Source organism: Ralstonia sp. GX3-BWBA, from assembly GCF_003290055.1.
GTDB lineage: Bacteria > Pseudomonadota > Gammaproteobacteria > Burkholderiales > Burkholderiaceae > Ralstonia > Ralstonia holmesii.
The window spans coordinates 128,265-155,259 of record NZ_QMKS01000022.1 but is presented as its reverse complement, the minus strand read 5'-3'; the positions used below and the strand labels follow the sequence as shown (position 1 = coordinate 155,259).

Genomic DNA, 26,995 nt, shown 5'->3' with positions numbered 1-26,995 from the left:
AGAATGTGTTGAGTAAGGGGTGAGGCTGGAGCAGGTCAATCGTCAAAGTCCCACATCCGGTGCAGATCGAGCTGGAGGCGGCTGTCTGCCTCCAGCAGGTCGACGCGTGCGAGCCGCTCGCCAAGCAGGGCCTCAGCCAGACTACGGCGCGTTGCCAGTAGTTCAGTCAAGCCCGACTCACCTGCGCGATATGAACGGGTTGCCCTGTCGGATGCGCTTTTCTGCAGCGTAACCGCTTCCACCTGCGCTTGCGCGCTCGCCCGTTTGCCTTGCAAGTTGCCATAGAGCACGTCGAACTCGGCACCCAGCCGACGCTCAGAACCCAATCTACGCCGAGCTGCCGCTTCCGCATCGGCCGCCGCCGCAGCAGCCGTTGAGCGCCGATGCGCCGAACCGATCGGCATGGCAACGCTCACGCCCATGATGCGTTCCGCACCGCCGCGCTCCACCGTAACAAACATGCCGACGGTCGGGTCAGGCCGACGCTCCAGATCTGCACGCTTGGCCATTTGTTGTGCCTGGGCCTCTTCTGCCATCGCAAGACGGTATTCGTGGCTGTCTTGAATGTACTGTGTCCGTAATCGATCTGGTGGATCTTGCGGCAATGCGGGCAGCGCGGTGTCGGGGCCAGACGTGGGGTGGCCCAACCCCGGAAACCGCGCTTGCAGCTCCGCCTGCGCCGTCTGTTCCGTAGCAACGGCTGTCGCCAGCGCAGCTTGCGTGCGCGCCCGATCGGCGGCGGCCAATTCAGCATCCAGGCGAGAGGCATCGCCCAGTTGCACCCTCCGGGCAGTCAGCGCCGCCAGATCAGTGGCCGCTTTGGCATTCTCCTGCGCCGCCTGGCGTGCCTGCCCTGCACGCACGGCGGCAAACCAGAGGGCCAGAATCTGGCGCGATGCCTCGTGGCGCGCATCCTTGACGGCCAGCTGCCCAGCCTCGGCGGCGGCATCGGCAAGCTGCCCATCGGCCTGCGCTTTGCCCCAAAGCCGCAACGGCCGCTCCACAGCGATCTGCCCTTCGGCATGGCGCTCTGAGGGGTCGCGTACCTGGCGCCCTTGGCCAATTGCGCGCACCACAGTTTCCGCTGTGCCAGCGCGGATGCCTTCTGCCCGAGCCAGTACGGCATCGCGGCGGGCCTCTGCCGCAAGCACGTCAGGCGACTGCGCGACGGCCTCGCGCACTGCGCTCTCCGCCGGCAGATAGGTCGGCGGGATTTGCGCTTGCGCTGCGGCACTCCAAAGCAGCATCGCGCTAGCTCCCGCCAATACGATGCGAAACAGGTCCAACCTCATTGTGAATCTCCCTGCCCGGCGGCCGCACGCGGCCGAGGCAACCCAAAGCGTTCAAACAGCAGGGGTAGAAGAAGCAGCGTCAGCGCAGTCGAAGAGATCAGCCCGCCCGATACGACGATCGCCAGCGGCCGCTGAATCTCTGACCCCGGCCCGCTTGCCAGCAGTAGCGGAATCATCCCCAGTGCGGTAATGCAGGCCGTCATCAGGACGGGCCGCAGGCGGTCGCGTACGCCGTCGCGCACGGCTTGCGCCATACCCAAGCCGGACTCCAATAGCGTGTTGAAGTGCGAAACCAGCACCACGCCGTTGAGCACCGCGATACCGAGCAATGCGATAAAGCCAACGGAGGCCGGCACCGAAAGGTATTCGCCCGATATCCGCAGCGCCGCAATGCCGCCGACGAGCGCGAACGGAATGTTGGCGACCACCAGCACTGCCTGCCGCACCGAGCGGAACGTCAACATCAGCAAGAGAAAGATTGCGCACAGGGCCAATGGGACAACCAACGCAAGGCGCGCTGCGGCGCGTTGCTGGTTCTCGAACTGGCCACCCCACACCACCCGCAATCCTTTTGGCAACGTGCCAATACCGCCGACTGCTGCCTGGGCTTCCTGCACGAAACCCGCCAGGTCACGACCGTCAACATTGGCCTGGATCACGGCAAACCGGGCGCCGTCTTCGTGGTTGATACGCACGGGCCCATCCACGCGTTCGATACGTGCCAGAGAGGTGAGCGGCCATGCTTTGCCGTCGGGTGCCGTTACCAGAAGGTTGGTCAGGTTTTCGGGCGCCTGCCGCAAGCCTGCTCCGCCACGCAAGATCAACGGCGTGCGGACGATGCCCTCGGGCACCACGCCAATCCGGTCGCCCTCGATCAGGGCGCGCAGTTGCGCCTGGAGGGCGTCGCCGGAGAAGCCAGCCTGACCGACCGCAGCGCGGTTCAGTGACACTTTCAGGTATTGCACGCCGCTGTTGCTGGGCGCAATCACCTCTGCCGCGCCCGGGATGGTGCGGACCTTGGCAGCAATGGCCTGCGCGGCTGCATCGATGGCAGCAAGGTCGCTGCCGAAGAGCTTGATGGCAACGTCGCCACGTGTGCCGGTCAGCATCTCCGAGACACGCATCTCAATGGGCTGCGTGAAGCCGTAGATCACGCCCGGGAAGCGCTCCATCACGCGCCGGATCGCAATCGCGATGTCTTCCTTGCTGCCGCGCCACTGATCCTTGGGCTTGAGTACCAGGAAGGTATCGGTTTCGTTCAGCCCCATCGGGTCAAGGCCGAGATCATCCGAACCCGAGCGTGCGACGATCGAGCGTATTTCCGGCACCTCCTTGAGCAGCGCCTGCTGCACGCGTTGGTCCATGTCCAGCGAAGCCGTTAGCGAAACGGACGGTGCTTTCTGCAACTGCACGATCAGGTCGCCCTCGTCCATCGTTGGCATGAATGTCTTGCCGACCGACATGTACAACACCACGGCCAGCGCCAACGCCGCCCCGGCCAGGCCGAACACCGTGCGGCGATGCGTTGTCGTCCATGCCTGGATTCGCGCAAAACCGCTCGCGACCTTACGCATCAACCAGGGTGGCTCATCTGCATGCGCAAGCAAGAGCAAAGAAGCGAGCGCCGGGACCACCGTAAAGGCAATGACCACGGACGAGGCCAGCGCCAGCACGATGGTGAGCGCCACCGGCCCGAAGAGCTTGCCCTCCAGACCTTGCAGTGACAGCAGCGGCAGGAACACGATGGCGATAATCGAAACGCCCGACAGCATCGGTACCGCTACCGTTGCCACTGCATGGCGGATGACCGCACCGCGCAGAGCAGGATCTGTCTTGTGGTCTTGTGCGCGCGCCATGGCCGTCTCGATGTTCTCGACCACGACGACGGCTGCATCCACGAGCATGCCCAGTGCAATGGCGAGCCCCCCAAGGCTCATCAGGTTGGCCGTCAGGCCCACATAGCGCATCAGGAGAAAGGTCGCCAGCATCGACAGCGGTAGTGTGGCCGCCACGACCAGGGCCGACCGCACCCCACCCAGGAACAGATACAAGGTGATGACGACCAGCACGCTGGCCTCAATCAAGGCGCGAACCACAGTATTGGCCGCCCGTGTTACCAGCTCACCGCGGTTGTAGAAGACGTGGGTCGACATGCCCTTCGGCAACTGGGGCCCTAGCGCATCCAGCCGCTCCTGCACCGCCTCGACCAGCTTGCGGGCATCGCTGCCGCGCAGGCCCAGCACCAGCCCTTCAACCGCTTCACCGTTGCCGTCTTTGCTGACAGCGCCGTTGCGGGTGGCTTCACCCAGCCGCACGGTCGCAACATCACCAACCGTGACCGCAGGGGCGGAAGTCAGGCTCTGCGCCGGTACCACGACAATCGCACGCAGATCATCCAGCCCGCGTATGCCACCTTCCACGCGCACGACCCAGTGCTCGTCTCCGCGGTCCAGCCGCCCTGCCCCGTCGTTGCGATTATTGGCGTCCAGCGACTGACGCAGTTGCTCAAGGGTGACGGAGCGTGCGCGCAACCGGGCTGGGTCGGGTGTTACCTCATAGCTGCGCACCTCGCCGCCCAAGGCGTTGACGTCGGCCACGCCTGCCACGGTGCGCAGCGCTGGCCGGATCACCCAGTCCAGCACGCGGCGCCGCTCGGCCAAGGAGTAGCCATCGCCCTCCACCGTGAACATGAACATCTCGCCCAACGGCGTGGTGATAGGCGCCAGGCCGCCCACTGCGGTCGACGGCAGATCACGCGCCAAGCCGGCCAAGCGCTCCGATACCTGCTGGCGCGCCCAGTAGACGTCTACGCCCTCTTCAAAATCGACGGTCACGTCGCTGATGCCGTATTTGGATACCGAGCGCACGATCGTCTTGTGCGGCAGGCCGAGCAGCTCCTGCTCAATAGGCGTCGAGACCCGCTGTTCGACCTCCTCCGGGGTCATGCCCGGCACCTTCAGCACGACCTTGACCTGCGTCGGCGAGATATCGGGAAACGCGTCGATCGGCAGGTTCAGATACGCCCACACGCCGGCCACAGCGAGCACGCCAGCCGCGATCAGCACCAGCACGCGTTGGCGCAAAGAGAACTCAATCAGGCGGGGCAACATCACTGCTCTCCCGCCAGCAAGCCCTTGAGCGCGCCGACACCTGTCACCGCCACGCGTGTACCCGCTGGCAGGTTGGCACGGACGACAGCGACGGCGTCGTCTGTACTGGCGACTGCGACATCCTGGAAGCGGAAACCCTTGTCGGTCGCGACGAATACGCCGGGCACACCCCGCACGTAGACCAGCGCAGCCACAGGAACCCGCAGCAGGCCCGGCGCGTTTGCATTGGCCGCGCTGCGCAGCTTGAGCGTGACGTTGACGCTCTCTCCGGCACGCAGGTCCCCACGTCGCTCCAGCGACGCACGCACGCGCACACCAGCAGTGCCATCACCGGAAGGCGCGACACCGATGACGGTGCCGCCCGCGCCGCGTTGTGCGATCTCGACCCGGTCGCCTGGGGCCGGCACCGGTATGTCGCGGCCAACGAGCAGGTCCAGCTCCAGAGCCGCCGGATCAACGATCCTGAAAAGCGGTGCCGCCGCATCTACTCGCGCCCCCGGAACGGCGTTGACTTCGGACACCACACCGCCACGGCTGGCAACCAATTGCGCCTCACCGCCCGCGCCGCTGAATGCGATGCCTGCGGAGGCCAGCTCTGCCCTGCGCGCCTTGACCATGGCGCTGGCTTCAGCGGCCCGCGCCTGCGTGGCCTGCCAGCGGCTTGCAGCGATGATGCCGTCGTCGTATAGCGCCTTGTCGCGCGCGAGCGACTGCTGCGCGAGCCGCGCCTGGGAGTTGGCTTCCGTCAGTGCGCGGCTGGTTTCGAAGAGCTGCGGGCTCAGAAAACCGGCCAGCGGCTGGCCCGCCCGGACGGTTTGCCCGACCGACACCAACACCCGGGGCACCATGCCCGCGTATGGGGCAGCCACCACATATTGTGCATCTGGCTTGAAGACGACACGCGCATGCGTGCCGACCTCCAGCCCTGAAGAAGCGGCGACTGGGCTGAAGCGCACGCCGAGGGAGCGCGCCTGCTCAGCCGATAGCGGCACCACCTGGGGGCCTGCTTGGGCAGCGGCCTGCTCAAGGGGAAACGCGATCAGCGCAATACACGCACTGGCCGCGACGATTCGTTTGAAAGACATGCCTGACTCCAATCCTCGGAGGCAGCGCCACGGACGCTACCTCTGATTGCCGCGCATACGCGAGCGACCTAAAGATCAACCGTCGCTCAGCATTTCCATGCGACGCGAACGACAAACTCTTACGGTGGATGGCCGATGGAAGTGGAATTGCTACCACCGCGTAGCGTCAGGCGTGCGCCATGAATCAGAAGACAACACTTCTGACACATTCATCATCGCCAATGCAGACACGAGAGGCTTGTTGCAAGTCAACAAGTTGCGGAGCAACCCGCCCGCCGGCCGTCAACCGGGTACGGATCAGAACTGCAGCGGAGGTGCCTGGGCAGGAGGCGGCCGATTGATGCGATCGCGCCAGCGCGCTCGAACGGGCGTTGGGCGATAGGCGGGACGAAATACTGCGGCGAAAGCAAGCGCCGCAAGCAGGAGGAACGTCAGCGCGGATACCCCCGGCGCCGCCGCTGCCCAAAGAAATGCACCCAGGTCCGCAGGGCCAAGGGCGGGCTCGACGTCCACCTCGAAGGGCTCGTGGTTCGTCAATGCCCAGTCATGAGGGGCGGCGTCGACCGATTCCTTGATGGAAGCGCGGTGGGCAAACGGTAAAGATTGGAAATGAGAATCAACCGCAGCAGGAAGCGCGGTGTGCACGTGCAGGCCAAATTGTTTCGGTGTTCCGAGATGGCCGTGCAGAAGCGGGCTTAGCAGCTGCATCAACACGATGGTCAACAACAGCATTGCCCGAAGCGAGATGCTTGCGGTCGCACGTGGCATTTCAAGATTGTAACGCAATGTGCCTTTCGTTTAGTGCTTGATATCAGCCCGCGTCCATCGGAGACAGACCCACCACAGCATGCGTCAACGCATATGCCGACGAATACTCCAGCTCACCGGACGCTTGCGCGTGAATCGTAAACAGCGGCTGCCCAACACTGACCTGATCGCGCAGTCGCACATGCATTTCCACCCCCGCGACTTGACGCATCGGTGCGCCTGCAAGTTTTGCGATGCGCGCAAGGTGGCGGTTGTCGATGTTCGTGACGATGCCATTTTGCTCGGCAACGACCTCTCGGCGGAAGACGGCTTCTCCGGGGATGCGCAAGCCGCCCTGCGCCTCGCAAATCGCCTCGAACTTCCGCCATGCGGCGCCGCTATCCAGCAGGCCGGTTGCCATGTCGAGCCCCGTTCCGGCAACCGCTGCGCCGCAGAACTCCAGCAATGCGCTGGCGAGCAATAAAGACCGTTCCCGCAAGTCGAAAGGCGCCGTAGGAGACCGCTCAAGTACAGCCAGAACGTCTCTGGCTTCCAGCGCGGGGCCAATTCCACGGCCAACGGGCTGCGCGCCATCCGTGCGCACCATCAGCACCTGCACCCCAAATGCCTGGGCCACGCGCTTGAGCAGCATTTCAAGGCGCTCGAGGTCTTCGACACTGCGGACTTTGGCCGTCGGGCCCACGGGCACATCGATCAACACATGCGTGGACCCGGCTGCAATCTTCTTGGAAAGAATGGACGCCACGAGCTGTGCATCGCTGTCGACATCGAGTGCCCTTTCCACGCGAATCAGCACATCGTCCGCAGGGCTGAGGCTCAACGCCCCGCCCCACGCAAGCGATGCCCCAACCTGCCCGACAACGCATCGCAGCTCGGCAGCGGTCAGGTTGACCCGGGTGAGCGTTTCCATCACGTCTGCGGTACCCGCCGGCGAGGTGATGGCGCGTGATGAGGTTTTGGGCAGCAGCAGCCCCGCCGCCGCACAGATGGCAACGACGATGGGGCTGGTGCGATTGCCGGGCAACCCGCCCACGCAGTGCTTGTCTGCCACGACGGCGCGATCCCACTGCAGGCGCTCGCCCGAGTCGACCATGGCTTGTGTGAGGTCGATGGTTTCCTTGATGGTCATGCGGCCCGATGCACAGGCACTCAGGAAGGCTGCGATATGGACATCGGCGTAGCGCTCGTTCGAAATGTCCGCGATTATCTCGTGCAACTGCTTGGCGTCCAGATGCCCACCATAGATCTTGGCCCGCAAGGCGCGCAGGGACTCGAGCGACGGCGCATGCCTGACACAGATCTCGTCACCCGGGCGCGCCATCAATGCATCGACCGCGCTGGCTGACAGGCTCACCTCATGCTTTTCCAGCAGCCCCGACCCGACCAGGTTCAGCGTGGCGATCGTCGATCGCTGCCCGATCTGGACTTCCACACGGGCCTGCGCGGTAAAGCCCTCCGACCGGCAGATCGCGCTGTCCGGGTGCATGTAGATGACATGCTCCTGCCACGTGTCAATGCCAAGCGCCTTGAACCGGAGGCACCCCTGCGGCACAACGGCTGCGTCAACCGCGAGCATGGAGAGGGTGCTCATGACACGCGCATCAACCGGCGAACCGGAAGTGCCCGCTGTGTAGCGTGATCTCCTTGGAACCGGTCTGCTCGAACAGCATGCGTGCGACTTCTTCGATATCACTGCGGTGCACTTTGAATGCACTGAGCAGATCGTCCGACTGGCAGGAGCGCGCGCCAAAATGGTCCTCAAGGGCCTCGGCCGTGATTGCATAGCTTGCGGAGCTGCCATCGACCGACGCGCTGCATTGCAGACGCGGACCCGCTGCGCAGTATGTCGGGTCGTCAGGCAGGAACCTGATCTGTTTCATGATGGCCTCCAGATACGAAAGCGCCCTCGTCAAACAAGCATCTGCTTGCTCGAAGGCATGGGTAAATCAAAGATGCGTGAAATGGCGTCGACCAGCGGCTCTGTGAGTGCAATCTGGTTCGAGGGATGCGGGATGGTGTCGCACGTGACCACCTCTGCGCTGGCGGCACACAGTTGGCTATACGCGTTGTCGGCAAACACAGCGTGTACCCCAACGCAAACCGGCTTCGGCTGACCGGCGCGCCGCAGCAAGTCCGCTGCGGCGAGCATCGTGCGCCCGGTCGAGATGATGTCGTCGATCAGTACAGGCACACAGTGCGTTGGAATATTCGGCAATTCTGCGATTTCCACGTGCCACGCGCTGTGCCGCGTCTTGGTCAATGCTGCCCATGGGGCTTGGCAAATGCCGGCCACATGCGCGACCCACTGTCTGCTTTCTTCGTCTGGCCCGATCAGGAACGGCGCCTGTACATGGGTTTGGATCCATGCGGCAATGGCAGGCGCGGCTTCCACGGCGGCCGTCGGCATGCAATAGACATTCGACAAATGCGAAATGCGATGCAAATGCGGATCCACCGTGACAAGCCAGTCGAATACGGGATTCAACAAGGCAGCAAAGTGTTCTGCAGCGCGAATCTCGCCCGCTTTGAAGATGACGTCCTGCCGCATGTAGGGCAGGTATGGCGCAATCAATCCAACGCGGCGCGCGCCGCCCTCGCGTGCGGCAATCGCCAGCCACAGCAGCGGCAACAGTTTCTCGTCGGGATGATCGAGTGTGCACACAATGGCAACTTCGGCGCCGTGCACGGGCGTGCACAGGCGCACGTAGGATTCCCCGTCCGGAAAGTGGCTCACGGCGGCATGCCCCAGTTCCGCGCTCAGCGGGGTGGCAAGTCGCATGGTGGCGGCTTCGCAGCCGGGCATGGCAATCAGCACACGCTGCGAAGCCAGACCAACAGCCGGCGCGGTCATGAACCCTCCAGATCGTAGGACTGGCGATACTCCGGCATGCGGACTGGCCACTGTAGTTCGCGCTCGATGCGCTGACGCAACGCGTCGCTGGCGGACGGCTCGCCATGCACGATGAAGGTCTGCCGTGGCGGCCGCGTAAAGCCCCGTAACCAGGCCATCAGTTCATTGGCATCCGCATGGGCGGACAGATTCTGAATCTGCTCAACCGAGGCCCGGATGGCGACCTCACGTCCGTGCACGCGCAACGCCCGCTGACCGGCCAGCAGCGCCGCGCCCCGTGTGCCGGCCGCCTGGAACCCAGACATCAGGATGGCGTTGCGCTTGCCGCCGCCAAAGCTCTTGAGGTGATGCAGCACCCGGCCACCCGTCGCCATACCGCTTGCCGCAAGGATGATCTTAGGCGCGCGATCGCTCCCCAAATGCCTCGACTGTTCGGGGCTCTGCACCGGAACGGCCAACGCACAAGCTGCCTGGCAGTCGGCAGCCCCGATATGCAGATCGTCAACATGATGCGAAAACACCCCGGTCGCCAGTTCGGCCATCGGGCTGTCGAGGTAGATCGGCACATGCGGAATCCGATGTTCGCGGATCAGCGTGTAGAGGCAGTACAGCAGCTCTTGCGTACGCCCCACCGCAAAGGCAGGAATCAGCAGCGTGCCGCCCTGCCCGATTGTCCGCTGCACAACCTGCTGGAGTGCATCGAGCGGGTCACCCTCCGGATGCACGCGATCGCCATAGGTGGATTCGACCAGCAAGGTATCGGCCTCCGCAATGGGTTCGGGTGGCCGCATGACGGGATCGACCTGCCGCCCCAGATCGCCAGAAAAAACAATGCGACGGCCCTCGGCCAGCAATGTCGCCGTTGCGGCACCGATGATGTGTCCTGCACGGTGGAACTCCGCTTCCACGCCCTCGGCAACGGGAAAGCGCTCGCCGTAATCAACGGGATGCAGACGGCGTAATGCCCTGGCAGCGTCCTTTTCATCGTAGAGCGGCAAGGCGGGATGATGGCGGGAGAACCCCTCGGCATTGGCGTAGTGCGCATCCTCCTGCGCAAGCCGAGCGCTGTCAGGCAGCAGGATGTTGCACAGTTCCGCCGTGCCTTTCGTACAGTAGACCGGGCCATGGAACCCATTTCGGACCAGCAGCGGCAGGTAGCCGCTGTGGTCGATATGGGCATGCGTGAGTACGACCGCATCGATGTGGTGCGGATTGACGGCGAGCTTGTCCCAGTTCCGCAATCGCAATGACTTGTAGCCCTGAAACAGCCCGCAATCGACCATGACACGGCGTGCGCCGGTCTCAAGCACGTACTTCGAGCCGGTCACCGTGTCGGTGGCGCCAAGAAATTGCAGCCGCATGCCACACCCCTCACGCTCAGCGAATCGTGACGCGCTGCTGTTGGGACGCTTCCTTCTTGGGCAGCGTCACGCGCAACAGTCCGTTCTCGTACGTTGCGTCGACCTTGGTTTCATCGACCGCCGCATCCAGCGTGAACATGCGCTGCATGGATCCGCTGTAGCGCTCGCTGCGGATGATGCGCTCGCCTTCCTTCTCCTCGGAGTTGCGTTCCACCTTGGCCGAGATCATGACCGTGCCGCGATCGACCGTCACCTCGATGTCTTCCTTCTTCGCACCCGGGATTTCTGCGACAACGTTGTATGCCTTGTCGGACTCGGTCACGTCCACCTTGAACGGCAGCGCGCCATCCATGCCGCCGCGAAACGAGCGCAGGAGCCCTTGGAAAATGTCGCCAACCGGCTCGATGGCGAACGGGTCATAACGCTTGAGTTGACTCATGGCTGCCTCCTGATGATTGGGCCCCGGGGATCTTCGGGCTAACAGATTCATCGTGGCACGGCCGTGCCGGAGCGCCTTGCGGCAGATCAACGGCGGCGCACTGTGGCCGCCGCACAGGCGCCGTGGGATTCGTACCCAGCACATTGCTTCTGAGGCGCCGGCCACCTTGTCAGGCTTTTCTGACATGGAAACCCGCAGCTCCGACAGCATTCTCAGCACAGCCTGCATGACGACGGCGAGCACGCTGCCAATACTGGTGAAACGCCAACAAGCAACGCTGCGTCTTGTCGAATCGCCCCCGGGAACCCGACAACGAGCCAGTACAACGGAGCGCGCCATGAGCCAGAACATCGAATGCATTGCCCAGTGGATTGACTCGCGCGACTCCGCCGCTTTCGACACGGTGCTTCCTGTTGGCGCGCACCTTGTGGCGGAACGCGATGGATACGAACATCACGGCATCTATGTCGGAAACGGGCAGGTGATTCACTACGCCGGCTTCGCTCACCGTCAGCGCCGCGGGCCGGTCGAGTGCATCTCCATTGGCTGCTTTGCGTGCGGCTTTGCAGTGACCATCCAGCGCGACGCCAGTCCCTGCTACGACGGCGAAGAAGTCGCCCGCCGTGCCGGGTCACGCCTGGGGGAGCGCGACTATCGGCTGCTGACCAACAACTGCGAGCACTTCTGTTCGTGGTGCTTGTTTGGAGAGTGCCGCAGCGCACAGGTGGAGGCGTGCATGAAAAGCCCCGCGCGGGCTGCGCGCACGCTATTGAAGCTGATGCTGCTGGCACTTTTCGCCGAATGCCGCACTGCACAGCCACCGGCTCAGGCCGTATGACGCCGGAGAGCACCATGCCCCAATACGACACCTCGCTGCGCGGTCTGGTAGCCAAGTGGTTTGGCATAAGCGACACACCACATCTGCGAATCACGCGCCTGCATTGCCCCGGCGTTGATTGTGGCTGCGTGCGAGCAGAGTTGACGACATCCGCCCGCCCACTTGCGATCGTCTTCTTCCGTCACCAGGCGGGTTGCTGGAGGCTGTTTCCGCCATCGCACGTACGCCGCCACTAGCGGCAATGCGAGTCTTCCTGCTGGAAGGCAACGCCGACTTGCGGACTGGTTGATCCGCATCAACCGTCTTTCCGGCCCAAGCACGAACATCAAGGTTCGATCAGACGTTGGTTGACGCACGACCATGCGAAGGTGAAGAAGTGAAAGAGAGTATGCAGCCACGGCAGCAAAGGTTCTCGCTCTGGTACGCCGTCATCGTCGCGTTGACCGTGCTCGCGTTCCAAACGCTGTTCATGTCTGAACAGGTCGACACCCTCCCCTATAGCGATTTCAAGCTCCTGCTGCATGCGTGCAAGATCAAAGACGTCGCCATTGGTGATCAGGACATCACCGGCACCTTCTCGACGGAAGGCGTCGAGGCGTTGCTGACGCAGCAGCAGATCGATGCCATCCGACGCACGGGCACGGGCAAGGGCGACCATCCTTTCCAGACCCTTCGCGTGAATGACCCGGCTCTGGTTCAGGAACTGGAGGCGGCCAAGGTGCGCTTTGTCGGTCGGCCGGACAACAAATGGTTGAGCACGCTCCTGTCGTGGATTGTGCCTGCCCTGCTGTTCTTCGCTGTCTGGAACTTTCTGATCCGGCGCATGGGCGGCGCCGCAGCCGGTGGGCTGATGGAAATCGGAAAGAGCAAGGCAAAGGTCTACATGCAAAAGGAAACCGGCGTGACCTTTGCCGACGTTGCCGGCATCGACGAAGCCAAGGAGGAACTGTCAGAAATCGTGAGCTTTCTGAAAGAGCCACTGCGGTATCAGCTCCTGGGCGGCAGGATCCCAAAGGGCGTGTTGCTTGTGGGTGCGCCCGGCACGGGCAAGACCCTGCTTGCCAAGGCAGTTGCCGGTGAGGCGGCCGTGCCATTTTTCAGCATGAGCGGCTCGGAGTTTGTCGAAATGTTCGTCGGCGTAGGTGCGGCGCGCGTGCGGGATTTGTTCAGTCAGGCCGAATCCATGGCGCCGTGCATCATCTTCATCGATGAACTCGATGCCTTGGGCAAGACGCGCGCGTTCAACCTGGTCGGCGGCAATGAAGAGCGCGAGCAGACGCTGAACCAGCTTCTGGTCGAGATGGACGGCTTTGACAGCAACAAAGGCGTCATCATCATGGCCGCGACGAACCGGCCCGAAATACTCGACCCTGCCCTGCTTCGTCCCGGACGGTTCGACCGCCATGTCGCCCTGGACCGGCCGGACCTCAAGGGACGAGAACAGATACTCAAGGTCCACGCCAAGAACGTCACGCTGGGGGCCGACGTCGACCTGAGCAAGATCGCCGCGCGAACGCCGGGCTTTGCCGGTGCCGACCTGGCCAACCTGGTGAATGAGGCGGCGCTTCTTGCGGCGCGTGAAGGTAAATCCGCCGTGGAGACCGTCGATTTTGACGAGGCGCTTGACCGCATCGTGGGCGGCCTGCAGAAGAAGAACCGCGTGATGAACGCCAGGGAAAAGGAGACGATCGCCTACCACGAAGCAGGTCATGCCATCGTGGCCGAGCACCGGCCCCTGGCCGATCGCGTTTCGAAGGTTTCCATCATTCCAAGAGGTATCGCCGCCCTGGGCTACACACAACAGACCCCCACGGAGGACCGCTACCTCCTCAAGCACAGCGAATTGCTGGACCGGATCGATGTGCTGCTGGGCGGCTACGTTGCCGAGCAGATCGTGTATCACGACGTATCGACTGGTGCGCAGAACGACTTGCAACGGGCAACTGACATGGCCCGTCAGATGATCACCCAGTTCGGCATGAGCGAACAGCTCGGTCTGGCCACCTACGAACAGACACCCAACCCGCTGCTTGCCGGTGCCGGCTTGATGCAGCGCGAGCGCAAGGAATATAGCGAAAACACAGCTCAGTTGATCGATGCGGAAGTCCGCAAGGTGTTGTCCGATGCCAGCGCACGCGTGACCGCCACGCTGGAAGGCCAGCGTGCCAAACTGGAAGCGCTGTCGCGCATGCTGCTGGACAAAGAGGTGGTTGACCGCCACGACCTGGACATGATCCTGTCTGGCAATGTGACCCCAATGCCGCCTCCGAAATCAGAAGCGGGGTCCTCCGCCAGCGCTCCGGCGCCGCTGCCCGCGCAACAGCCGCATTAGCCCACGGGACACGGGCAACGCTATCCGACAGACACGTGTGGTCAAGGTAGCAGCGCTGTGCTCAATGGTTCGATGGCAGAGGTTTCGTCCAGATGGAACAGCGCGTCAAACTGCGCGCCGATGGCCGCGTCGAAGTAATGCGAGGCGTACTCGGTCTTCGGCAGGTACAGCACACCGATTGCCCGTTCCAGCATTGGCTCGCGAAACACCTCTGCCGCCGTATCTCCAAGCGGCAGGAAGAAGCGATCCAGCCCGGTGCTATGGAACAGATGCTCCCAACTGTCTGGCCGCGCTGGCCGTACCCATTTCCGCTCGGCCTCGCCGCCCCACTCGGATGCGGCGCAGACGTGGCCCGTATACGTAGTAAAGCCCACAAGCAATGCGGCACCGCCCACCTGCTCACGCACGAGTTGCCCAAGATTCCACTCACGCCGGTTGGCGGATTCCGTTGCCCGTGCATCGCCCACATGCGAGTTGTGCGCCCACACGACGATCCGCCCTTCACCGCCACGGCGCTGCCGATACGCAGCCAAACCAAACAGCGTTTGCGCCATGTGGGCATCGCGCAGGTTCCACGTATTGACGCGGTGCCCGAATGATTCGCGGTAGTACGCTTCTGCATTGACGACGACGACGGCGTTTTGCTCGGCAAAGAAATGCGAGTCGATGGCACCGAGGCCGTCCTGCTCGATCAACCTGGCCTCGCTCGCCCGAAGCCGTCGCAGTTGCTCGATCACCTCGCGTTGCGCTGGCAACCTCAAACCTGCAGCAGCTTCGTAGCCGTACGTCATGGGTTCACGCACGTGGTCCAACGCCGCATAGTGCATGCGTGCCACCGCTGCCTGCTCCGGGTCGGTCTTCTGCAGGTATTCGACGACAGCCTCGGCTGACCTGTACAGGCTGTACAGGTCCAACCCATAGACGCCAACACGTTCCGAGGCGGCAAGGGCCGCGTTGTGCGCATGCAGCCAGCTGATGAAGTCGAGCATCTGCGGATTGCGCCACATCCACTCAGGAAACCGCTGGAAATCGCCCAGCGCCTCGGCGGCGGTGTCGGTGCCATCGCCCTGAACATAGCGGTTGATGCGCCACACATCCGGCCAATCTCCTTCGATGGCGACAGCGTCAAAGCCGCCTTGCGTAATCAACTGCTGTGTGATGTCTGCGCGTGTCTGATAGAACTCACGTGTTCCGTGCGTCGCCTCGCCAAGGAGAACGTAGCGCTTTCCACGTGCCATCTCCAGCAGCCGGTCGTAGTCGGCAGCGCTGCCGGTGAGGCGGCTGGCCACTTCACGTACACCAAGGAAAGGTGTGAGAGGTGTGGACATGGGCGATGCACTCCATGGACGTAACGGCAGTATCTGCAGTCTAGGCAGCCCCGCCGCACGCTGATTGCGCTATCGCAAACGACGGCCCCCCGGTAGGCGTACCGCCGTGCGCGCGTTCTGGCGCGGATGTTGCCCATGCGTTGACGCCCGTCAATCGCTGTCCTATCCAATCGCCCAATATGAATCGGGGCCCCGCCCAGTTTGCGACGTGTGGCCGCCATTCTTTGCGGAGGCAGCCAATGAAGGTGCAATGGGTAAAGCAGCTGGCCATTGCCCTGGCACTCCTGCTCTTGTTTGGCCGCCCGGCGATGGCGCAGCCAGACGCATTGGAAAACGATCCGCAACCGGCTACCGCGGCACAGCTCGATCAAATGCTGGCGCCCATCGCGCTGTATCCGGATGCGTTGGTCGCGCAGATCCTCATGGCAGCCACGTATCCGCTTGAAGTGGTGCAGGCCGATCGCTGGGTGCGTGACCCCGCTCATGCTGCCCTTGGTGGCGACCAACTGGCCGAAGCCCTGGCGCCGCTGCCGTGGGATCCGAGCGTGAAGTCTCTGGTGCCGTTTCCCGGGCTCTTGCACATGATGAACAGCAACCTGGATTGGACAGAACACGTGGGCAATGCGTTTCTGGCCGACGAAGGCGCCGTCATGGACTCGATCCAGCGTTTGCGCAGCCGGGCTCAGGCCAACGGCACCCTGGGATCGACAACGCAAGCCGTCGTGTCAACGCAGGATGGCGCCATCATCATCGAGCCTACCAACCCGAACGTGGTCTACGTTCCGGTCTATGACCCTTACCTCGTCTATGCACCGTGGCCATATCCCGCTTACCCGCCATACATCTTTCCCGACATCTGGGGCGGGGCGATCATTAGTGGCATCGGGTTTGGTTGGGTGGGTTTTTCGGTGGTCGTTCCGTTGTGGGGCTGGAGCCATTGGAACTGGCACGGTCGCCACATCGATATTGACCGTGGCCGCTTCGGGAGCATCGACCGCCATCGTCCCCCACCCAGCGGCATCTGGGCCCATGACCCGGGGCATCGCCATGGCGTGCCATATCCGGGAGCATCGCGGGGGCGGTTTGGCCCGGGCTCTGCCATCTCGCCGGACGCGCGACGCGGTTTTCGCGGCTACCCAACGCCCCCGAGCCCGCCAGCAGGCTCCGTGATACGTCCCTCCCCGGTTTCGCCTGCGCATCCGGCAATCCGGCCGCCGCCGGCCCGGCCGGCGCCTGCTCCCGGAGCACGCTCCTCCCGGCGCCAGTCACCTGGCTACCCGCCCACGTTCGAGTCGTTCGGGCGCGGAGCTGATGTGCGCGGACAGGCCCAGCGTGGGCAAGCCAGCCGCATGTCGCCCGCAATGCCGCAACCGCAACCGGCTGGGCCGCGCTCTGGTGGCTTTGCACCCCATGGCGCGGCGGGCGGCGGAACCAGGAGACGATGATGCGCACGATCTGTAGAACGCTGCGCCTACGCCGCCTAGCCATGCGACTCGCGATGCTGGCTGCCTTTGCGAGCACCCTTCCGGCCTGGGCCGACAAGCCCACACAGCAGGCATTCTCTTCGCCCGAGAACGCTGCCGAAGCATTGGCATCCGCATGGCGCTCGGGCAATGCGGATGCCCTGCTCGTCCTGTTCGGTCCGGCCGGGGCAACGCTCGTGAAATCCGGTGACCCCATCGGCGAACAGATTGCCCGAAGCAAGCTGGCCTCCGCGTACGACGAGGCGCATCGAATCGAACGAGACGCTGAGGGCCATGCCGTCATCCTCCTGGGCAAAGACGAATGGCCCTACCCGATCCCGCTGGCAATGCGGGGCACGCGCTGGCGCTTTGATACGAAAGCCGGCGCACAGCAGATCATCGATCGACGCGTTGGCCACCACGAGGCACACGCAATCCGCGTCTGCCGAGCGTATGTCGAAGCGCAACTGGCCTATGGCGTTTCGCACCGCACCGGAGATGGACGCGCCGAATTTGCCCAACGCCTTGGCAGTTCACCAGGCAAGCATGATGGCCTGTTCTGGGTGCCTTCCGCCGGAGAAGAAGAGAGCCCGCTGGGCCCGCTCATCGCGCTCGCCGATGCACGGCGCCAAGACACGTCGGGCGCGGGCAAAGTCATCCCCTTTCATGGCTACCTCTTCCGGGTCCTGACCCAGCAAGGAAAACACGCACCGGGCGGCGCGCGTGGCTATGTCGATGGTGGGCAGATGACAGGCGGATTCGCGCTGGTCGCCTTTCCTGCAACGTTTGGGGCATCGGGCGTCATGACGTTTATCGTGAACCAGGATGGCGTCGTGTACCAACGGAACCTCGGCCCGCATACCGCCGAGATCACGCGGCACATGCGCGCGTACGACCCCGACGAGAGCTGGAGCCCAGCATTACCGTGACGCTGCTGCCTGGCCGCCGGAAACGCTGCTCGCCGTGTCGGCCGTGATGCTCGGTATCGCGGCGCATCTGTACGCAAGCCTGGCCCGATGCGTGCTGCTACGCGCAGACTTGATTCAGCCCAAATCGTGTCGCGCTGCGGGGGGTACTCTGAGAATTGTCCACCGCGACTGCGTTGCAGGTTTTGGTCTGCAGCAGGCCGGAGGAATTCGCCCTCATAGGAGTCAACATGAAACAACGCTCTCAATCCGAACGAGTGCGGCCGGCACGCTGGAGCCCATTTGCCGTCGAGCCGATCCACAACCGGTATCGGCAACCCGACAAGGCACCGGCTGTAAGCTGCTGCCCCGTTTGCGGCGCCGTCTATCTCAAGGGCCGCTGGCTGTGGCGCAGTCCACCGCCCGGGGCCACCTCATTGATCTGCTCGGCATGCCAACGTGCCGCCGACCAGATGCCTGCGGCCCGAATCCACCTCTCAGGGGAGTTCGAGGCGGCCCATCGGGAAGAGATCCTGACACTCGCCCGCCACCGCGAGGCAGATCTGCGCGCGGATCATCCGATGGAGCGCATCATGGCCGTCGAAAGCACGAGCAGCGGCACTGACATCCTGACGACCGGGTTTCATCTGGCGCGCGACATCGGCCACGCAATCCACCATGCATTCCACGGACACCTGACGTTTGACTATGGCAATGCAGAAACCGAACTGCACGTGAAATGGAGTCGGTAAAACTCCGGGGGCGTTCCGCAACGCCTCCTGCTGCCTTTCACACAGATTGGTCATCCAGCCAAGAGATCATGGAGCCGCCCTTGCAAGCCAAGCGGCGGTCACCCCGGTCCAATCCCGCCCAGGCAGGCGCGTATCAAGACACTGAGACCTCTGCGTAGCGCTGCTCGATCTCGGCGGCGCTGCCAAGTTCGGTACCGGCATGGCTCAACGCTGCTGCTGCGGCGGCCATGCCGTATCGAAATGCCTCCTGCATCCCCGCATTCCGGTTAAGCGCCCAGACCATTCCGCCCACGAAGCTGTCACCCGCCCCAATGGTGCTGAGGAATGACGTTGCGACAGCCCCTGCGCGTACAACCTCTTCCTGCGTGACGAGCATGGCCCCGCCTGCGCCCAGTGTGAGCGCAACGGCATGCGCATGCCCATTGCGGACAATCTCCTGGGCGGCCTGCAGGCAATCCGCTTCTGTCTCCAACGCGCGCCCAGTCAGTTGCCGAAGCTCGCTCAGGCTGGGCTTGATCAGGTATGGCGCATGTGGCAACGCAGCACGCAATGCCGGACCTGAGGCATCCAGTACGATGCGGCTGCCATGAACCTTGGCCTGATCAATGACGCGCGCGTAGAAGTCTTCTGCTACCCCGAGCGGCAGGCTTCCGCTTAGCACGAGGTAGCGCGGCGCAGGGTGCAGCGCATCCAGGTAGTCCAGGCAGCGCTGCCATTCCGCTTCCGAGACGACCGGCCCGGGCATCACGAACCGGAATTCCCGGTGGCTGCACAGTTCCGTCACGGAAAAGTTCTCACGCGTCTCCCCTTCGATCCCGAGGGCGACGAACGGCAGGCCCTCTGCCGACAGGAGACGCCCCAATCGCTCGGCCACCGGGCCGCCGGCAAGGTAAATGGCCAGGCAATCCCCGCCCAGCCGATGGACAACGCGGGCGACGTTGATTCCACCTCCTCCGGGGTCACTGCGGGCCGGGGCGCAGCGCATCTTGTGTGTGTCCGTCAAGCACTCCACCGACGTGGCGATATCGATTGCGGGATTGACCGTGAGCGTGACGATTTCCGGCATTGCGTACCTCCAGGGGGCACGACGGGCAGCATGACAAGGCCAACGTGTCCGGGCGATTTTTCGCGGCGCGGAGTAATCAGCCCTCGTTTGATACGGCACAAAATCAGTGCCATCCATCATGCCAGTATTTATTGGACTGGCCGAATCACCCTTGCTGCCTGTTGAAAACATAGGAGACGCAACCGCCATGAAAACCGCTTCCCAAAGCCACGACCACCTGACCGCGAAGGAGATCAGAGAGGTCATCGGCCCGTTCGAGATGGAGGTGCTGACTCGCATTCTCGCAATCGAACCCAGCATCCAGGACGTGCAGCTCGCCTATAAGTGGCTCCGTTCGGATGAGCATCTCATCCGCGGCATGGATATCGAGCTCACCGGCAAGGCCAAAATGATCTATGAGCTCCTTGACGCCGAGTTTCCCGACTTCGACGCATCGGGGCGTGGCGTCTAGTTTCTTTTCCAAAGATCCCCGAACCCCGCCGCTAGGGAGGCTCACATGGTCAACGACACTGCACACGTTGTCTGGTTCGAAAACCTGCGACGGACCGACGTTCCACGGGTCGGCGGCAAGAATGCGTCGCTCGGCGAGATGGTGGCCAACCTGGCTGGCAAGGGCGTCAATGTTCCACCGGGCTTTGCACTCACTGCCGATGCTTTCAGGCACTTTGTCGAGGCAAATGACTTGCAGCCGATCATGTGCTCCGCGCTCACTGACTTCGATGACGGCAAGCTTCCCCTGGCCGAGGCGGGGCTCATCATCCGACGGGCCATGCTTCGCGGTGAGTGGCCAAGTGAGCTTGCTGAGGCAATCCGCCTTGCTTACGGCGAACTGAACCGCCGAACGGGACAAATCGACCTGGACGTTGCCGTGCGATCCAGCGCCACCGCCGAGGATCTGCCCGATGCCAGCTTCGCCGGCCAGCAGGAGACGTATCTCAACATCAAGGGCGAACGCGTCTTGCTTGACGCTTGCCGGCGCTGCTACGCGTCGCTTTTCACCGACCGCGCGATCAGCTATCGCCAAGCGAAGGGGATCGATCATCTGAAGGTCGCGCTATCGGTGGGTGTCCAGCGCATGGTGCGATCAGATCTGGGCGGCGCAGGCGTCATGTTCTCCATCGATACCGAGACGGGCTTTGACAAATCCATCCTGATCAATGCGGCCTGGGGGCTGGGCGAAAACGTGGTGCAAGGAGAAGTTGATCCCGACGAATACGAGGTGTTCAAGCCACTCCTGTCGGAACCATCGCTATCCCCGATCGTCGGGAAAAAGCTTGGCGGAAAAGGTCTCAAAATGATCTACACAAGCGATAGCGAACAGCCGACGAAGAACGTTCCAACATCGAAAGCCGAGCGTGCGGCTTTCGTCCTGAGTGACCAAGAGATTTTGACTTTGTCGCGCTGGGCCTGCGTGATCGAACAGCACTATGGCCAACCGATGGATATCGAATGGGCAAAGGACGGGCTCACCAACGAGGTGTTCGTCGTGCAGGCTCGGCCCGAAACGGTGGAGTCACGTCGTGAAGCCGGTGCGGTAAAGACCTGGCACATGAAGAGTGCGGGTCGCAAGATCCTGTCCGGTGTCAGCATCGGAGAAGCCATCGCTGCCGGCAAGGTCTGCATCATCGAAAGCCCCCGAGACATGGGGCGTTTCATCGACGGCGCCATCCTCGTCGCCCAGACGACGGATCCGGACTGGGTGCCTGTCATGCGACGGGCGGCAGCCATCATCACTGACCAGGGTGGCCGCACATCGCACGCGGCGATCGTCAGCCGCGAGCTTGGGCTTCCCGCCATCGTCGGGGCCGGTAACGCGACGCATCTGCTGCATGACGAGCAGGAGATCACTGTGTCTTGCGCAGAGGGCCGAGAAGGGTTCGTCTACGAAGGCATTGCGGACTTTGTGGTCGACGAGATCGACTTTGGCGATATCCCCGCGACGCGCACCAAGGTCATGCTGAACCTCGCCAATCCGGCGGCGGCGTTTCGCTGGTGGCGGATCCCTGCCGACGGGGTCGGGCTCGCACGAATGGAGTTCGTCGTGAGCAACCATATCAAGATCCATCCGATGGCCCTTGCCCGCTTCGATACGCTCAAGGACGAAGATGCCAAGCAGACGATTGCAGCATTGACGACGGGCTACAAAGACAGGACGGAGTATTTCGTCGATCGACTTGCGCGTGGGCTGGGACGGATCGCGGCGGTCCAGTATCCGCACCCTGTCATTGTCCGAATGAGCGACTTCAAGACCAATGAGTACGCGCATCTGATCGGCGGAACCGAATTCGAGCCGAAAGAAGAAAATCCCATGCTCGGATTCCGTGGTGCGTCGCGGTACTACTCCCCCCGCTATCGGGAAGGCTTCGCGCTCGAGTGCCGGGCCATCCGTCGTTTGCGCAATGAGATGGGCTTCAAGAACGTCGTTGTGATGATCCCCTTCTGCCGTTCAACAAGCGAAGCGGACCACGTGCTTGAGGTGATGGCTGACAACGGTATCCATCGCGGAGAAGCCGGTCTTCAGATTTACGTGATGTGTGAGATCCCATCGAACGTGATCCTGGCGAAGGCCTTCGCGCAACGTTTCGACGGCTTCTCCATTGGCAGCAACGATCTGACGCAACTGACGCTGGGCGTTGACCGTGACTCTGCCGATCTTGCCGCGCTTTTCGATGAACAAGACGACGCCGTAAAGTGGATGATCCGCAGTGTCGTTGCGAGTGCGCACGAGGCCGGTGCCCATGTCGGCCTGTGCGGTCAAGCACCGAGCGACCACCCTGAGTTTGCTGCCTTCCTTGTCGAGTGCGGCATTGATTCCATATCGGTGAGCCCCGATAGCTTCATCGCGGTCAAGCGCAGTGTGGCGGCTGCGGAGAGCACTGCAACGAAAGCCTCGTGATACGGATGGTGCTCAACACGGCCCTGATCCGTCGCCGCGCTTTTTCACCCGTACCGCCGTCACCTTATATTCGGGCGCGTGCACCAAGCGGTCGCGTACGGGGGATGTCAATCGGTTGATCAATAGATCGGCGCGGTGGAAGCTGCAGAACAGTTGTCCAATTTGCATCGCACGGCTGATATGCAACGGCAGGATCGCGGAACCATACCTGCTTGACACCTCGACCACGTCGCCTTCCATCAAGCCATGGCGTGCTGCATCCGCTGGTGCCATATCCAGTGTGTCCGATGGCCTCAGCGCCGCGTTGGGGGTGCGGTAGCTCATCGTGCCGGCGTTGAAGTGCTGCAACACGCGGCCTGTGGTCAGAAGGAAGGGATAGTCGTCGTCTGGTTGCTCGGGCGTGGGCACGTATGCGATAGGGGCCAGCGTGGCGGTCTTGTTACCGAAAAAACGGTCCTGATGGAGTACGGGTGTTCCGGGATGCGTTTCATCCGGGCATGGCCAGTGCAGATCTTCGCCATCGAGGCGCGAGTATGCCAAGCCGGCCCCTAGCGGCCAGACCGAACGCACTTCGTCCCAGATCTGCTGAGCGCCCTCGAATTCGAAACCCTTCGACTTGCCCATGCGGGCAGCGAGCGCCTGGATGATCCACCAGTCAGAACGTGCCTGCCCGGGAGCCGCAGTGACGGCGCGAACACGCTGTACGCGTCGATCCGAGTTCATGAAGGTGCCTTCTTTCTCGAAGGCCGATGCCGCCGGCAGAAACACCGTGCCGAACGTTGCAGCAGTCTGGTTGATGAACAGGTCTTGCACGATCACCAGATCCAGGGCGCCAAGTGCGGCTGCCGTTGTGGACGCATTAGCCAGGGAGAGATAGATGTCGTAGCCCATTACCCACAGCGCCTTGAGTCGGCCCGCGCGGGCAGCGTCCATCATTTCCAGAACATCCAGCCCCCGTGTTGCAGGCAGTTGGGTTCCCCACACTTGTTCGAATCGAGCGCCCGCCTGGCCAATCGACTGGGCGCCCGTGAGCGTGGCGGGGTCGCATCCCATCTGTGCCGCGCCTTGTACGTTGTTCTGTCCGCGCAATGGATTGATGCCGCTGCCAGGCCGACCAAGGTTGCCCGTCAGCAACGCCAGGTTGATGAGCGCCATCACTCCTTCGCTGCCTTGCAGGTGCTCGGTTACGCCCAGGCCATGAAAACACATGGCGGGCCGCCCTTTGGCGTAGATTCGGGCGGCGGCGCGAATGGCCGGCGCCGAGACCCCACACAACCCGGCAACGCTCTCCGGAGAATAGGCAGCGACATGCGCGGCGAAGGTATCGAAGCCGCTGACCCGCTCGGACAGAAACACGCGATCAACCCACCCTTCCTCGATGATCACGGCGGCCAACGCATTGAACAGCAGCACGTTGCAGCCCATGCGCACAGGCAGGTGCACGTCAGCCAACTCTGCCAGCTCTGTACGGCGCGGGTCGATGACCACGAGCTGCGCGCCCGCCAATACAGCCTGTTTGATGCGCGCACCGACCACCGGATGGTTCTCGGTCGGATTCGCCCCGCAGATCAGGAACGTGCTCGCATGCTCAATATCATCGAAGGTGTTGGTGGCTGCGCCAATGCCAAGCATCGTCTTCAGCGCTTTCGCACTTGGGGTATGGCAAACGCGCGCGCAACAATCGACGTTGTGGGTGCCCAGTACCACGCGAGCAAACTTCTGGGCCAGATAGTTCTCCTCATTGGTCGCACGCGACGATCCGAGTACGCCAATGGCATCTGGCCCGTTCGCGGCGATGATTTCCTGCAGCCGCGCCGCCGTGAAGCCAAGCGCCTCATTCCAGCCCACCGTTTGCCACCTCCCATTACGCCGCAGCATCGGTTGGGTAACACGGTCCGGGGCGTGGTTGTACTCAAACGCATACCGGCCCTTGAGGCACAGATGCCCGCGATTGACAGGGCGATCGGCAGGTCGCACGGCGACGACCTGACCATTGGCCGTCCCGACTTCCATTTGGCAGCCGACACCGCAATATGCGCAGGTTGTACGAGTCCAAGCCGTTGGCTTGACGCCGGACCGTTTGTCGAACAAGGCACCGCTCGGACAAGTGTCTACGCAGGCGCCGCAACTGACACAGCCTGCGGTGAGTAACGTCGGCCCTTTGCCGACCGCGATGTGCATCGCATCGCCGCGCCCGGTTGTCTCCCAGATGAACTGCCCCTGGACCTCCTCGCAGATGCGCACACAGCGCTCGCAATAGACACAGCGCTCCATGCCGACGCCAAGGTAGGGATGGCTGTCATCCTTGAAGAAGAGTCCGTCCTCCTGCTTACCGCCAGGGGGTACCCCGTATTCGGCCAACAGGCGGTGAAACGGGTGTTTCGGGTCTGCTGCATACGCCGTTCGCGGATAGCGTGCGGCGATGAGTTCCAAGTTGGTGCGGCACAGTGCGTCGAGTGCATTGCTGCGGGTCTGCACGACCATGCCCTCAGCCACTTCTGCGGTGCAGCTTGCAACAGGCCGCGGTTGGCCTTGCACCTGCACAAGACACAGACGGCACGCGCCAGAAGGCGTCAGACGTTTATCGTGGCACACGTGCGGAACGGCCTTCCCCGCCGCCGACAGCGCGTCGATCAACAGGGAGCCGTCCGCCGCTTCCAATGGAATACCGTCGACCGTCAGTCGCACCATGCTTGTAGCTCCGACGGATAGTGGCGTCGCACAGACTGGACAAACTCGGCCAGCCCTCGGCCATGCCCGCAAAGGCTGGTCGCTTCCAAGGCCTCAATCAAGCGGCGGAAGCGGTCCGCATCGATTGGTAGACGGTTGGCCGCCGCATCTGCCATGGCTGCCAGAACGGGCACACCAAGATGACAGGGCGTGCACTTGCCACAAGACTCGCGAGCGCCAAAGCGCAAGACCTGCGCAACGATGCGTGGGATGGATGAGTCGTCGGCAAACGCGATGACGCCGCCGTGCCCCACGGCACAGTCGATGGACTGCATCTCTTCGTAGCCAAGCCGGATGTCGAGCAATGTCGGCGGGACAATGCCGGCCAGAGGCCCCCCGACCATCAACCCCTTCAGCTTGCCACGCCGCAACCCTTGACCGAGCCGCTCGACCACATCCGCCAGACTGATGCCGAACTCGACTTCGTAGAGCCCGGGGCGGCGAAACAGAGAGTTCAGAGACAACAACTTGGTCCCTCGGCTGTTTGAGAAACCGAGGGCGGCATAGGCGGCCGCGCCATGGGTCACGATCCAGGGAATCGCGCACAAGGTCTCAACGTTGTGCACGAGAGTGGGAGCGCCAAACAGTCCGCGCTCGCTGATCTGTGGTGGTCGTGGCCGCACTTCCGGGCGTCGACCTTCCAGCGCGTTCAGCAGTGAAGTTTCTTCTCCGCAGATGTAGGCACCCTGCCCCACGACCAGTTCAAGCTCGAGTGTCGGGCCGAGCCAGCCGGCCGCGCGCGCCTGTTCCAACGCATGCGACACGACGCGCACCGCTTCCGGATACTCTTTGCGGATGTAGATGTAACCGCGTCGCGCGCCTACGGCGTGGGCGGCAATCGCGGTGGCCTCAATGACGCGAAACGGGTCATCTTCCAGCAAGAACCGATCAGAGAACGCCCCGGGGTCACCTTCGTCCGCGTTGACGACCACATACTTGGTTTGGGCGCGTGCGTTGGCAACGGCTTGCCATTTGATGCCAGCGGGGAATGCGGCGCCGCCTCGCCCTCGCAATCGGGACGCCTCCACCATGTTCACCAAAGCTTGCGGCGCCATCTGCCGAGCCTTTTCGAGCGCGGCCCCGTCGCCGCGATAGGTCGGCAGATCACGCACACCGCCGCGCAGCACGTTGCCCAGCAGAACCGGCTGGCTGGCATGTTGGCCGACGTGCGGTCGAATATCGTGCATGCCGTCACTTGGTGCGTCATAGCACTTGCCAAGGCAGTAGAGCGCAGGTGTCTGTGTGGTCGCGATCTGCCAGAGGTCCGGCCTATCAGCGCGAGCAGCGAAGCACGCCAACCCCGCACAAGCGCACTCGCTGATCGCAGTGTGCTCAAGGTGATAAAAGCCGCTCGGGGCCAGATGCCGTTGCCGTCGCATCTTCATGGCCTGGCTGGAATCTCGGTTCGTGAGCGACGTCGGCGTGGCCTCTGGGGTAGACACGACGTCGCTGCCGTTAGCCTGGTTCGCGCCTCCCCGCCGTTTATGCCGGTGCAGGCGCCTGCGCAGCACGTCTCGCATAACTGGCTTCATCTTCGTGGCCGAACAATGGAAGGACAGAATCATTGTTCGCCAGCCTAGCGCGCGCAGCTTGATGCCGGTCAAGCCGCCGGTTGATACCGAGTCATTACGGTGCTGCCGAAAGGTCGGATTGGTGTTTTGCGAGGCACATTTTTTCGAGAAATTCCCGCTGGCCATGCGACGCCCTGGCCGCCGTAAATGCACGGCCTTTCTCTGACAGAAACGTCCGGGCTGCCCGTGTCCGTGCGGAGTCTCTCAG

20 protein-coding genes are annotated in these 26,995 nt (G+C 63.0%); 7 read left to right on the top strand and 13 right to left on the bottom strand.

What is annotated here, in order from left to right:
• Nucleotides 1–35: 35 nt before the first annotated feature.
• The 9 genes from DOD19_RS21130 to DOD19_RS21090 all read right to left on the bottom strand — a co-directional run bounded on the left by DOD19_RS21130 (nt 36) and on the right by DOD19_RS21090 (nt 10,906).
• The gene (locus DOD19_RS21130) at nt 36–1,292 is read right to left on the bottom strand and encodes a TolC family protein (protein WP_112187872.1); all 1,257 of its coding nucleotides are present in this window, start codon (nt 1,290–1,292) and stop codon (nt 36–38) included.
• Nucleotides 1,289–4,402 carry a CusA/CzcA family heavy metal efflux RND transporter gene (locus DOD19_RS21125; RefSeq protein WP_112187870.1) on the bottom strand — a complete coding sequence of 1,038 codons (3,114 nt, stop codon included), beginning with the start codon at nt 4,400–4,402 and terminating at the stop codon, nt 1,289–1,291. The genes DOD19_RS21130 and DOD19_RS21125 overlap by 4 nt, the downstream gene beginning before the upstream one ends.
• Complete coding sequence (locus DOD19_RS21120) at nt 4,402–5,487, bottom strand: efflux RND transporter periplasmic adaptor subunit (RefSeq protein ID WP_112187868.1); 1,086 nt, start codon at nt 5,485–5,487, stop codon at nt 4,402–4,404. Before DOD19_RS21120 ends, DOD19_RS21125 begins: the two co-directional genes overlap by 1 nt.
• 297 nt (nt 5,488–5,784) lie before the next feature.
• Nucleotides 5,785–6,273, bottom strand: a complete 489-nt coding sequence (locus DOD19_RS21115; RefSeq protein ID WP_235193249.1) for a hypothetical protein — start codon at nt 6,271–6,273, stop codon at nt 5,785–5,787.
• Between the two features lie 25 nt (nt 6,274–6,298).
• Nucleotides 6,299–7,846 carry a thymidine phosphorylase family protein gene (locus tag DOD19_RS21110; protein WP_112187866.1) on the bottom strand — a complete coding sequence of 516 codons (1,548 nt, stop codon included), beginning with the start codon at nt 7,844–7,846 and terminating at the stop codon, nt 6,299–6,301.
• Nucleotides 7,847–7,856: 10 nt separating this feature from the next.
• Nucleotides 7,857–8,135, bottom strand: a complete 279-nt coding sequence (locus tag DOD19_RS21105; protein ID WP_024978888.1) for a DUF1488 domain-containing protein — start codon at nt 8,133–8,135, stop codon at nt 7,857–7,859.
• Nucleotides 8,136–8,164: 29 nt separating this feature from the next.
• The gene (locus DOD19_RS21100; RefSeq protein WP_112187864.1) at nt 8,165–9,106 is read right to left on the bottom strand and encodes a ribose-phosphate pyrophosphokinase; all 942 of its coding nucleotides are present in this window, start codon (nt 9,104–9,106) and stop codon (nt 8,165–8,167) included.
• Nucleotides 9,103–10,467, bottom strand: coding sequence for an MBL fold metallo-hydrolase (locus tag DOD19_RS21095; RefSeq protein ID WP_024978890.1), 1,365 nt, complete (start codon nt 10,465–10,467; stop codon nt 9,103–9,105). The genes DOD19_RS21100 and DOD19_RS21095 overlap by 4 nt, the downstream gene beginning before the upstream one ends.
• 16 nt (nt 10,468–10,483) lie before the next feature.
• Nucleotides 10,484–10,906 (bottom strand): Hsp20/alpha crystallin family protein, encoded by a 423-nt coding sequence (locus tag DOD19_RS21090; RefSeq protein WP_024978891.1) that lies wholly within the window; start codon nt 10,904–10,906, stop codon nt 10,484–10,486.
• Nucleotides 10,907–11,243: 337 nt separating this feature from the next.
• Between DOD19_RS21090 and DOD19_RS21085 the strand changes: the two genes are divergently transcribed.
• Nucleotides 11,244–11,744 carry a lecithin retinol acyltransferase family protein gene (locus DOD19_RS21085; RefSeq protein WP_112187862.1) on the top strand — a complete coding sequence of 167 codons (501 nt, stop codon included), beginning with the start codon at nt 11,244–11,246 and terminating at the stop codon, nt 11,742–11,744.
• A 388-nt stretch (nt 11,745–12,132) separates the two neighbouring features.
• On the top strand, nt 12,133–14,076 hold the full coding sequence (gene ftsH, locus DOD19_RS21075; protein WP_112187860.1) for an ATP-dependent zinc metalloprotease FtsH: 1,944 nt from the start codon (nt 12,133–12,135) through the stop codon (nt 14,074–14,076).
• A gap of 41 nt (nt 14,077–14,117) precedes the next feature.
• On the opposite strand, the gene DOD19_RS21070 is transcribed toward ftsH, so the two are convergent.
• Complete coding sequence (locus DOD19_RS21070) at nt 14,118–15,404, bottom strand: erythromycin esterase family protein (RefSeq protein ID WP_112187858.1); 1,287 nt, start codon at nt 15,402–15,404, stop codon at nt 14,118–14,120.
• Nucleotides 15,405–15,643: 239 nt separating this feature from the next.
• Between DOD19_RS21070 and DOD19_RS21065 the strand changes: the two genes are divergently transcribed.
• The 3 genes from DOD19_RS21065 to DOD19_RS21055 all read left to right on the top strand — a co-directional run bounded on the left by DOD19_RS21065 (nt 15,644) and on the right by DOD19_RS21055 (nt 18,524).
• A complete protein-coding gene (locus DOD19_RS21065; RefSeq protein ID WP_162634421.1) occupies nt 15,644–16,849 on the top strand; it encodes a DUF3300 domain-containing protein in 1,206 nt (401 codons plus the stop codon).
• 41 nt (nt 16,850–16,890) lie between these two features.
• Nucleotides 16,891–17,796, top strand: coding sequence for a DUF2950 domain-containing protein (locus DOD19_RS21060; protein WP_162634419.1), 906 nt, complete (start codon nt 16,891–16,893; stop codon nt 17,794–17,796).
• 227 nt (nt 17,797–18,023) lie between these two features.
• On the top strand, nt 18,024–18,524 hold the full coding sequence (locus tag DOD19_RS21055) for a BCAM0308 family protein (protein WP_024978898.1): 501 nt from the start codon (nt 18,024–18,026) through the stop codon (nt 18,522–18,524).
• Nucleotides 18,525–18,657: 133 nt separating this feature from the next.
• On the opposite strand, the gene DOD19_RS21050 is transcribed toward DOD19_RS21055, so the two are convergent.
• Nucleotides 18,658–19,590, bottom strand: a complete 933-nt coding sequence (locus tag DOD19_RS21050) for a 1-phosphofructokinase family hexose kinase (RefSeq protein WP_112187852.1) — start codon at nt 19,588–19,590, stop codon at nt 18,658–18,660.
• Between the two features lie 187 nt (nt 19,591–19,777).
• On the opposite strand from DOD19_RS21050, the gene DOD19_RS21045 reads away from it, so the two are divergent.
• Both DOD19_RS21045 and ppsA read left to right on the top strand, forming a co-directional pair.
• Entirely contained in the window at nt 19,778–20,041 is a 264-nt protein-coding gene (locus DOD19_RS21045) for a hypothetical protein (protein ID WP_112187850.1), read from the top strand.
• A 45-nt stretch (nt 20,042–20,086) separates the two neighbouring features.
• Complete coding sequence (ppsA, locus tag DOD19_RS21040; RefSeq protein WP_112187848.1) at nt 20,087–22,486, top strand: phosphoenolpyruvate synthase; 2,400 nt, start codon at nt 20,087–20,089, stop codon at nt 22,484–22,486.
• Nucleotides 22,487–22,498: 12 nt separating this feature from the next.
• On the opposite strand, the gene fdhF is transcribed toward ppsA, so the two are convergent.
• On the bottom strand, nt 22,499–25,177 hold the full coding sequence (fdhF, locus tag DOD19_RS21035; RefSeq protein WP_112187845.1) for a formate dehydrogenase subunit alpha: 2,679 nt from the start codon (nt 25,175–25,177) through the stop codon (nt 22,499–22,501).
• The gene (locus DOD19_RS21030) at nt 25,165–26,820 is read right to left on the bottom strand and encodes an NADH-ubiquinone oxidoreductase-F iron-sulfur binding region domain-containing protein (protein ID WP_239498069.1); all 1,656 of its coding nucleotides are present in this window, start codon (nt 26,818–26,820) and stop codon (nt 25,165–25,167) included. The genes fdhF and DOD19_RS21030 overlap by 13 nt, the downstream gene beginning before the upstream one ends.
• Nucleotides 26,821–26,995 lie beyond the last annotated feature (175 nt).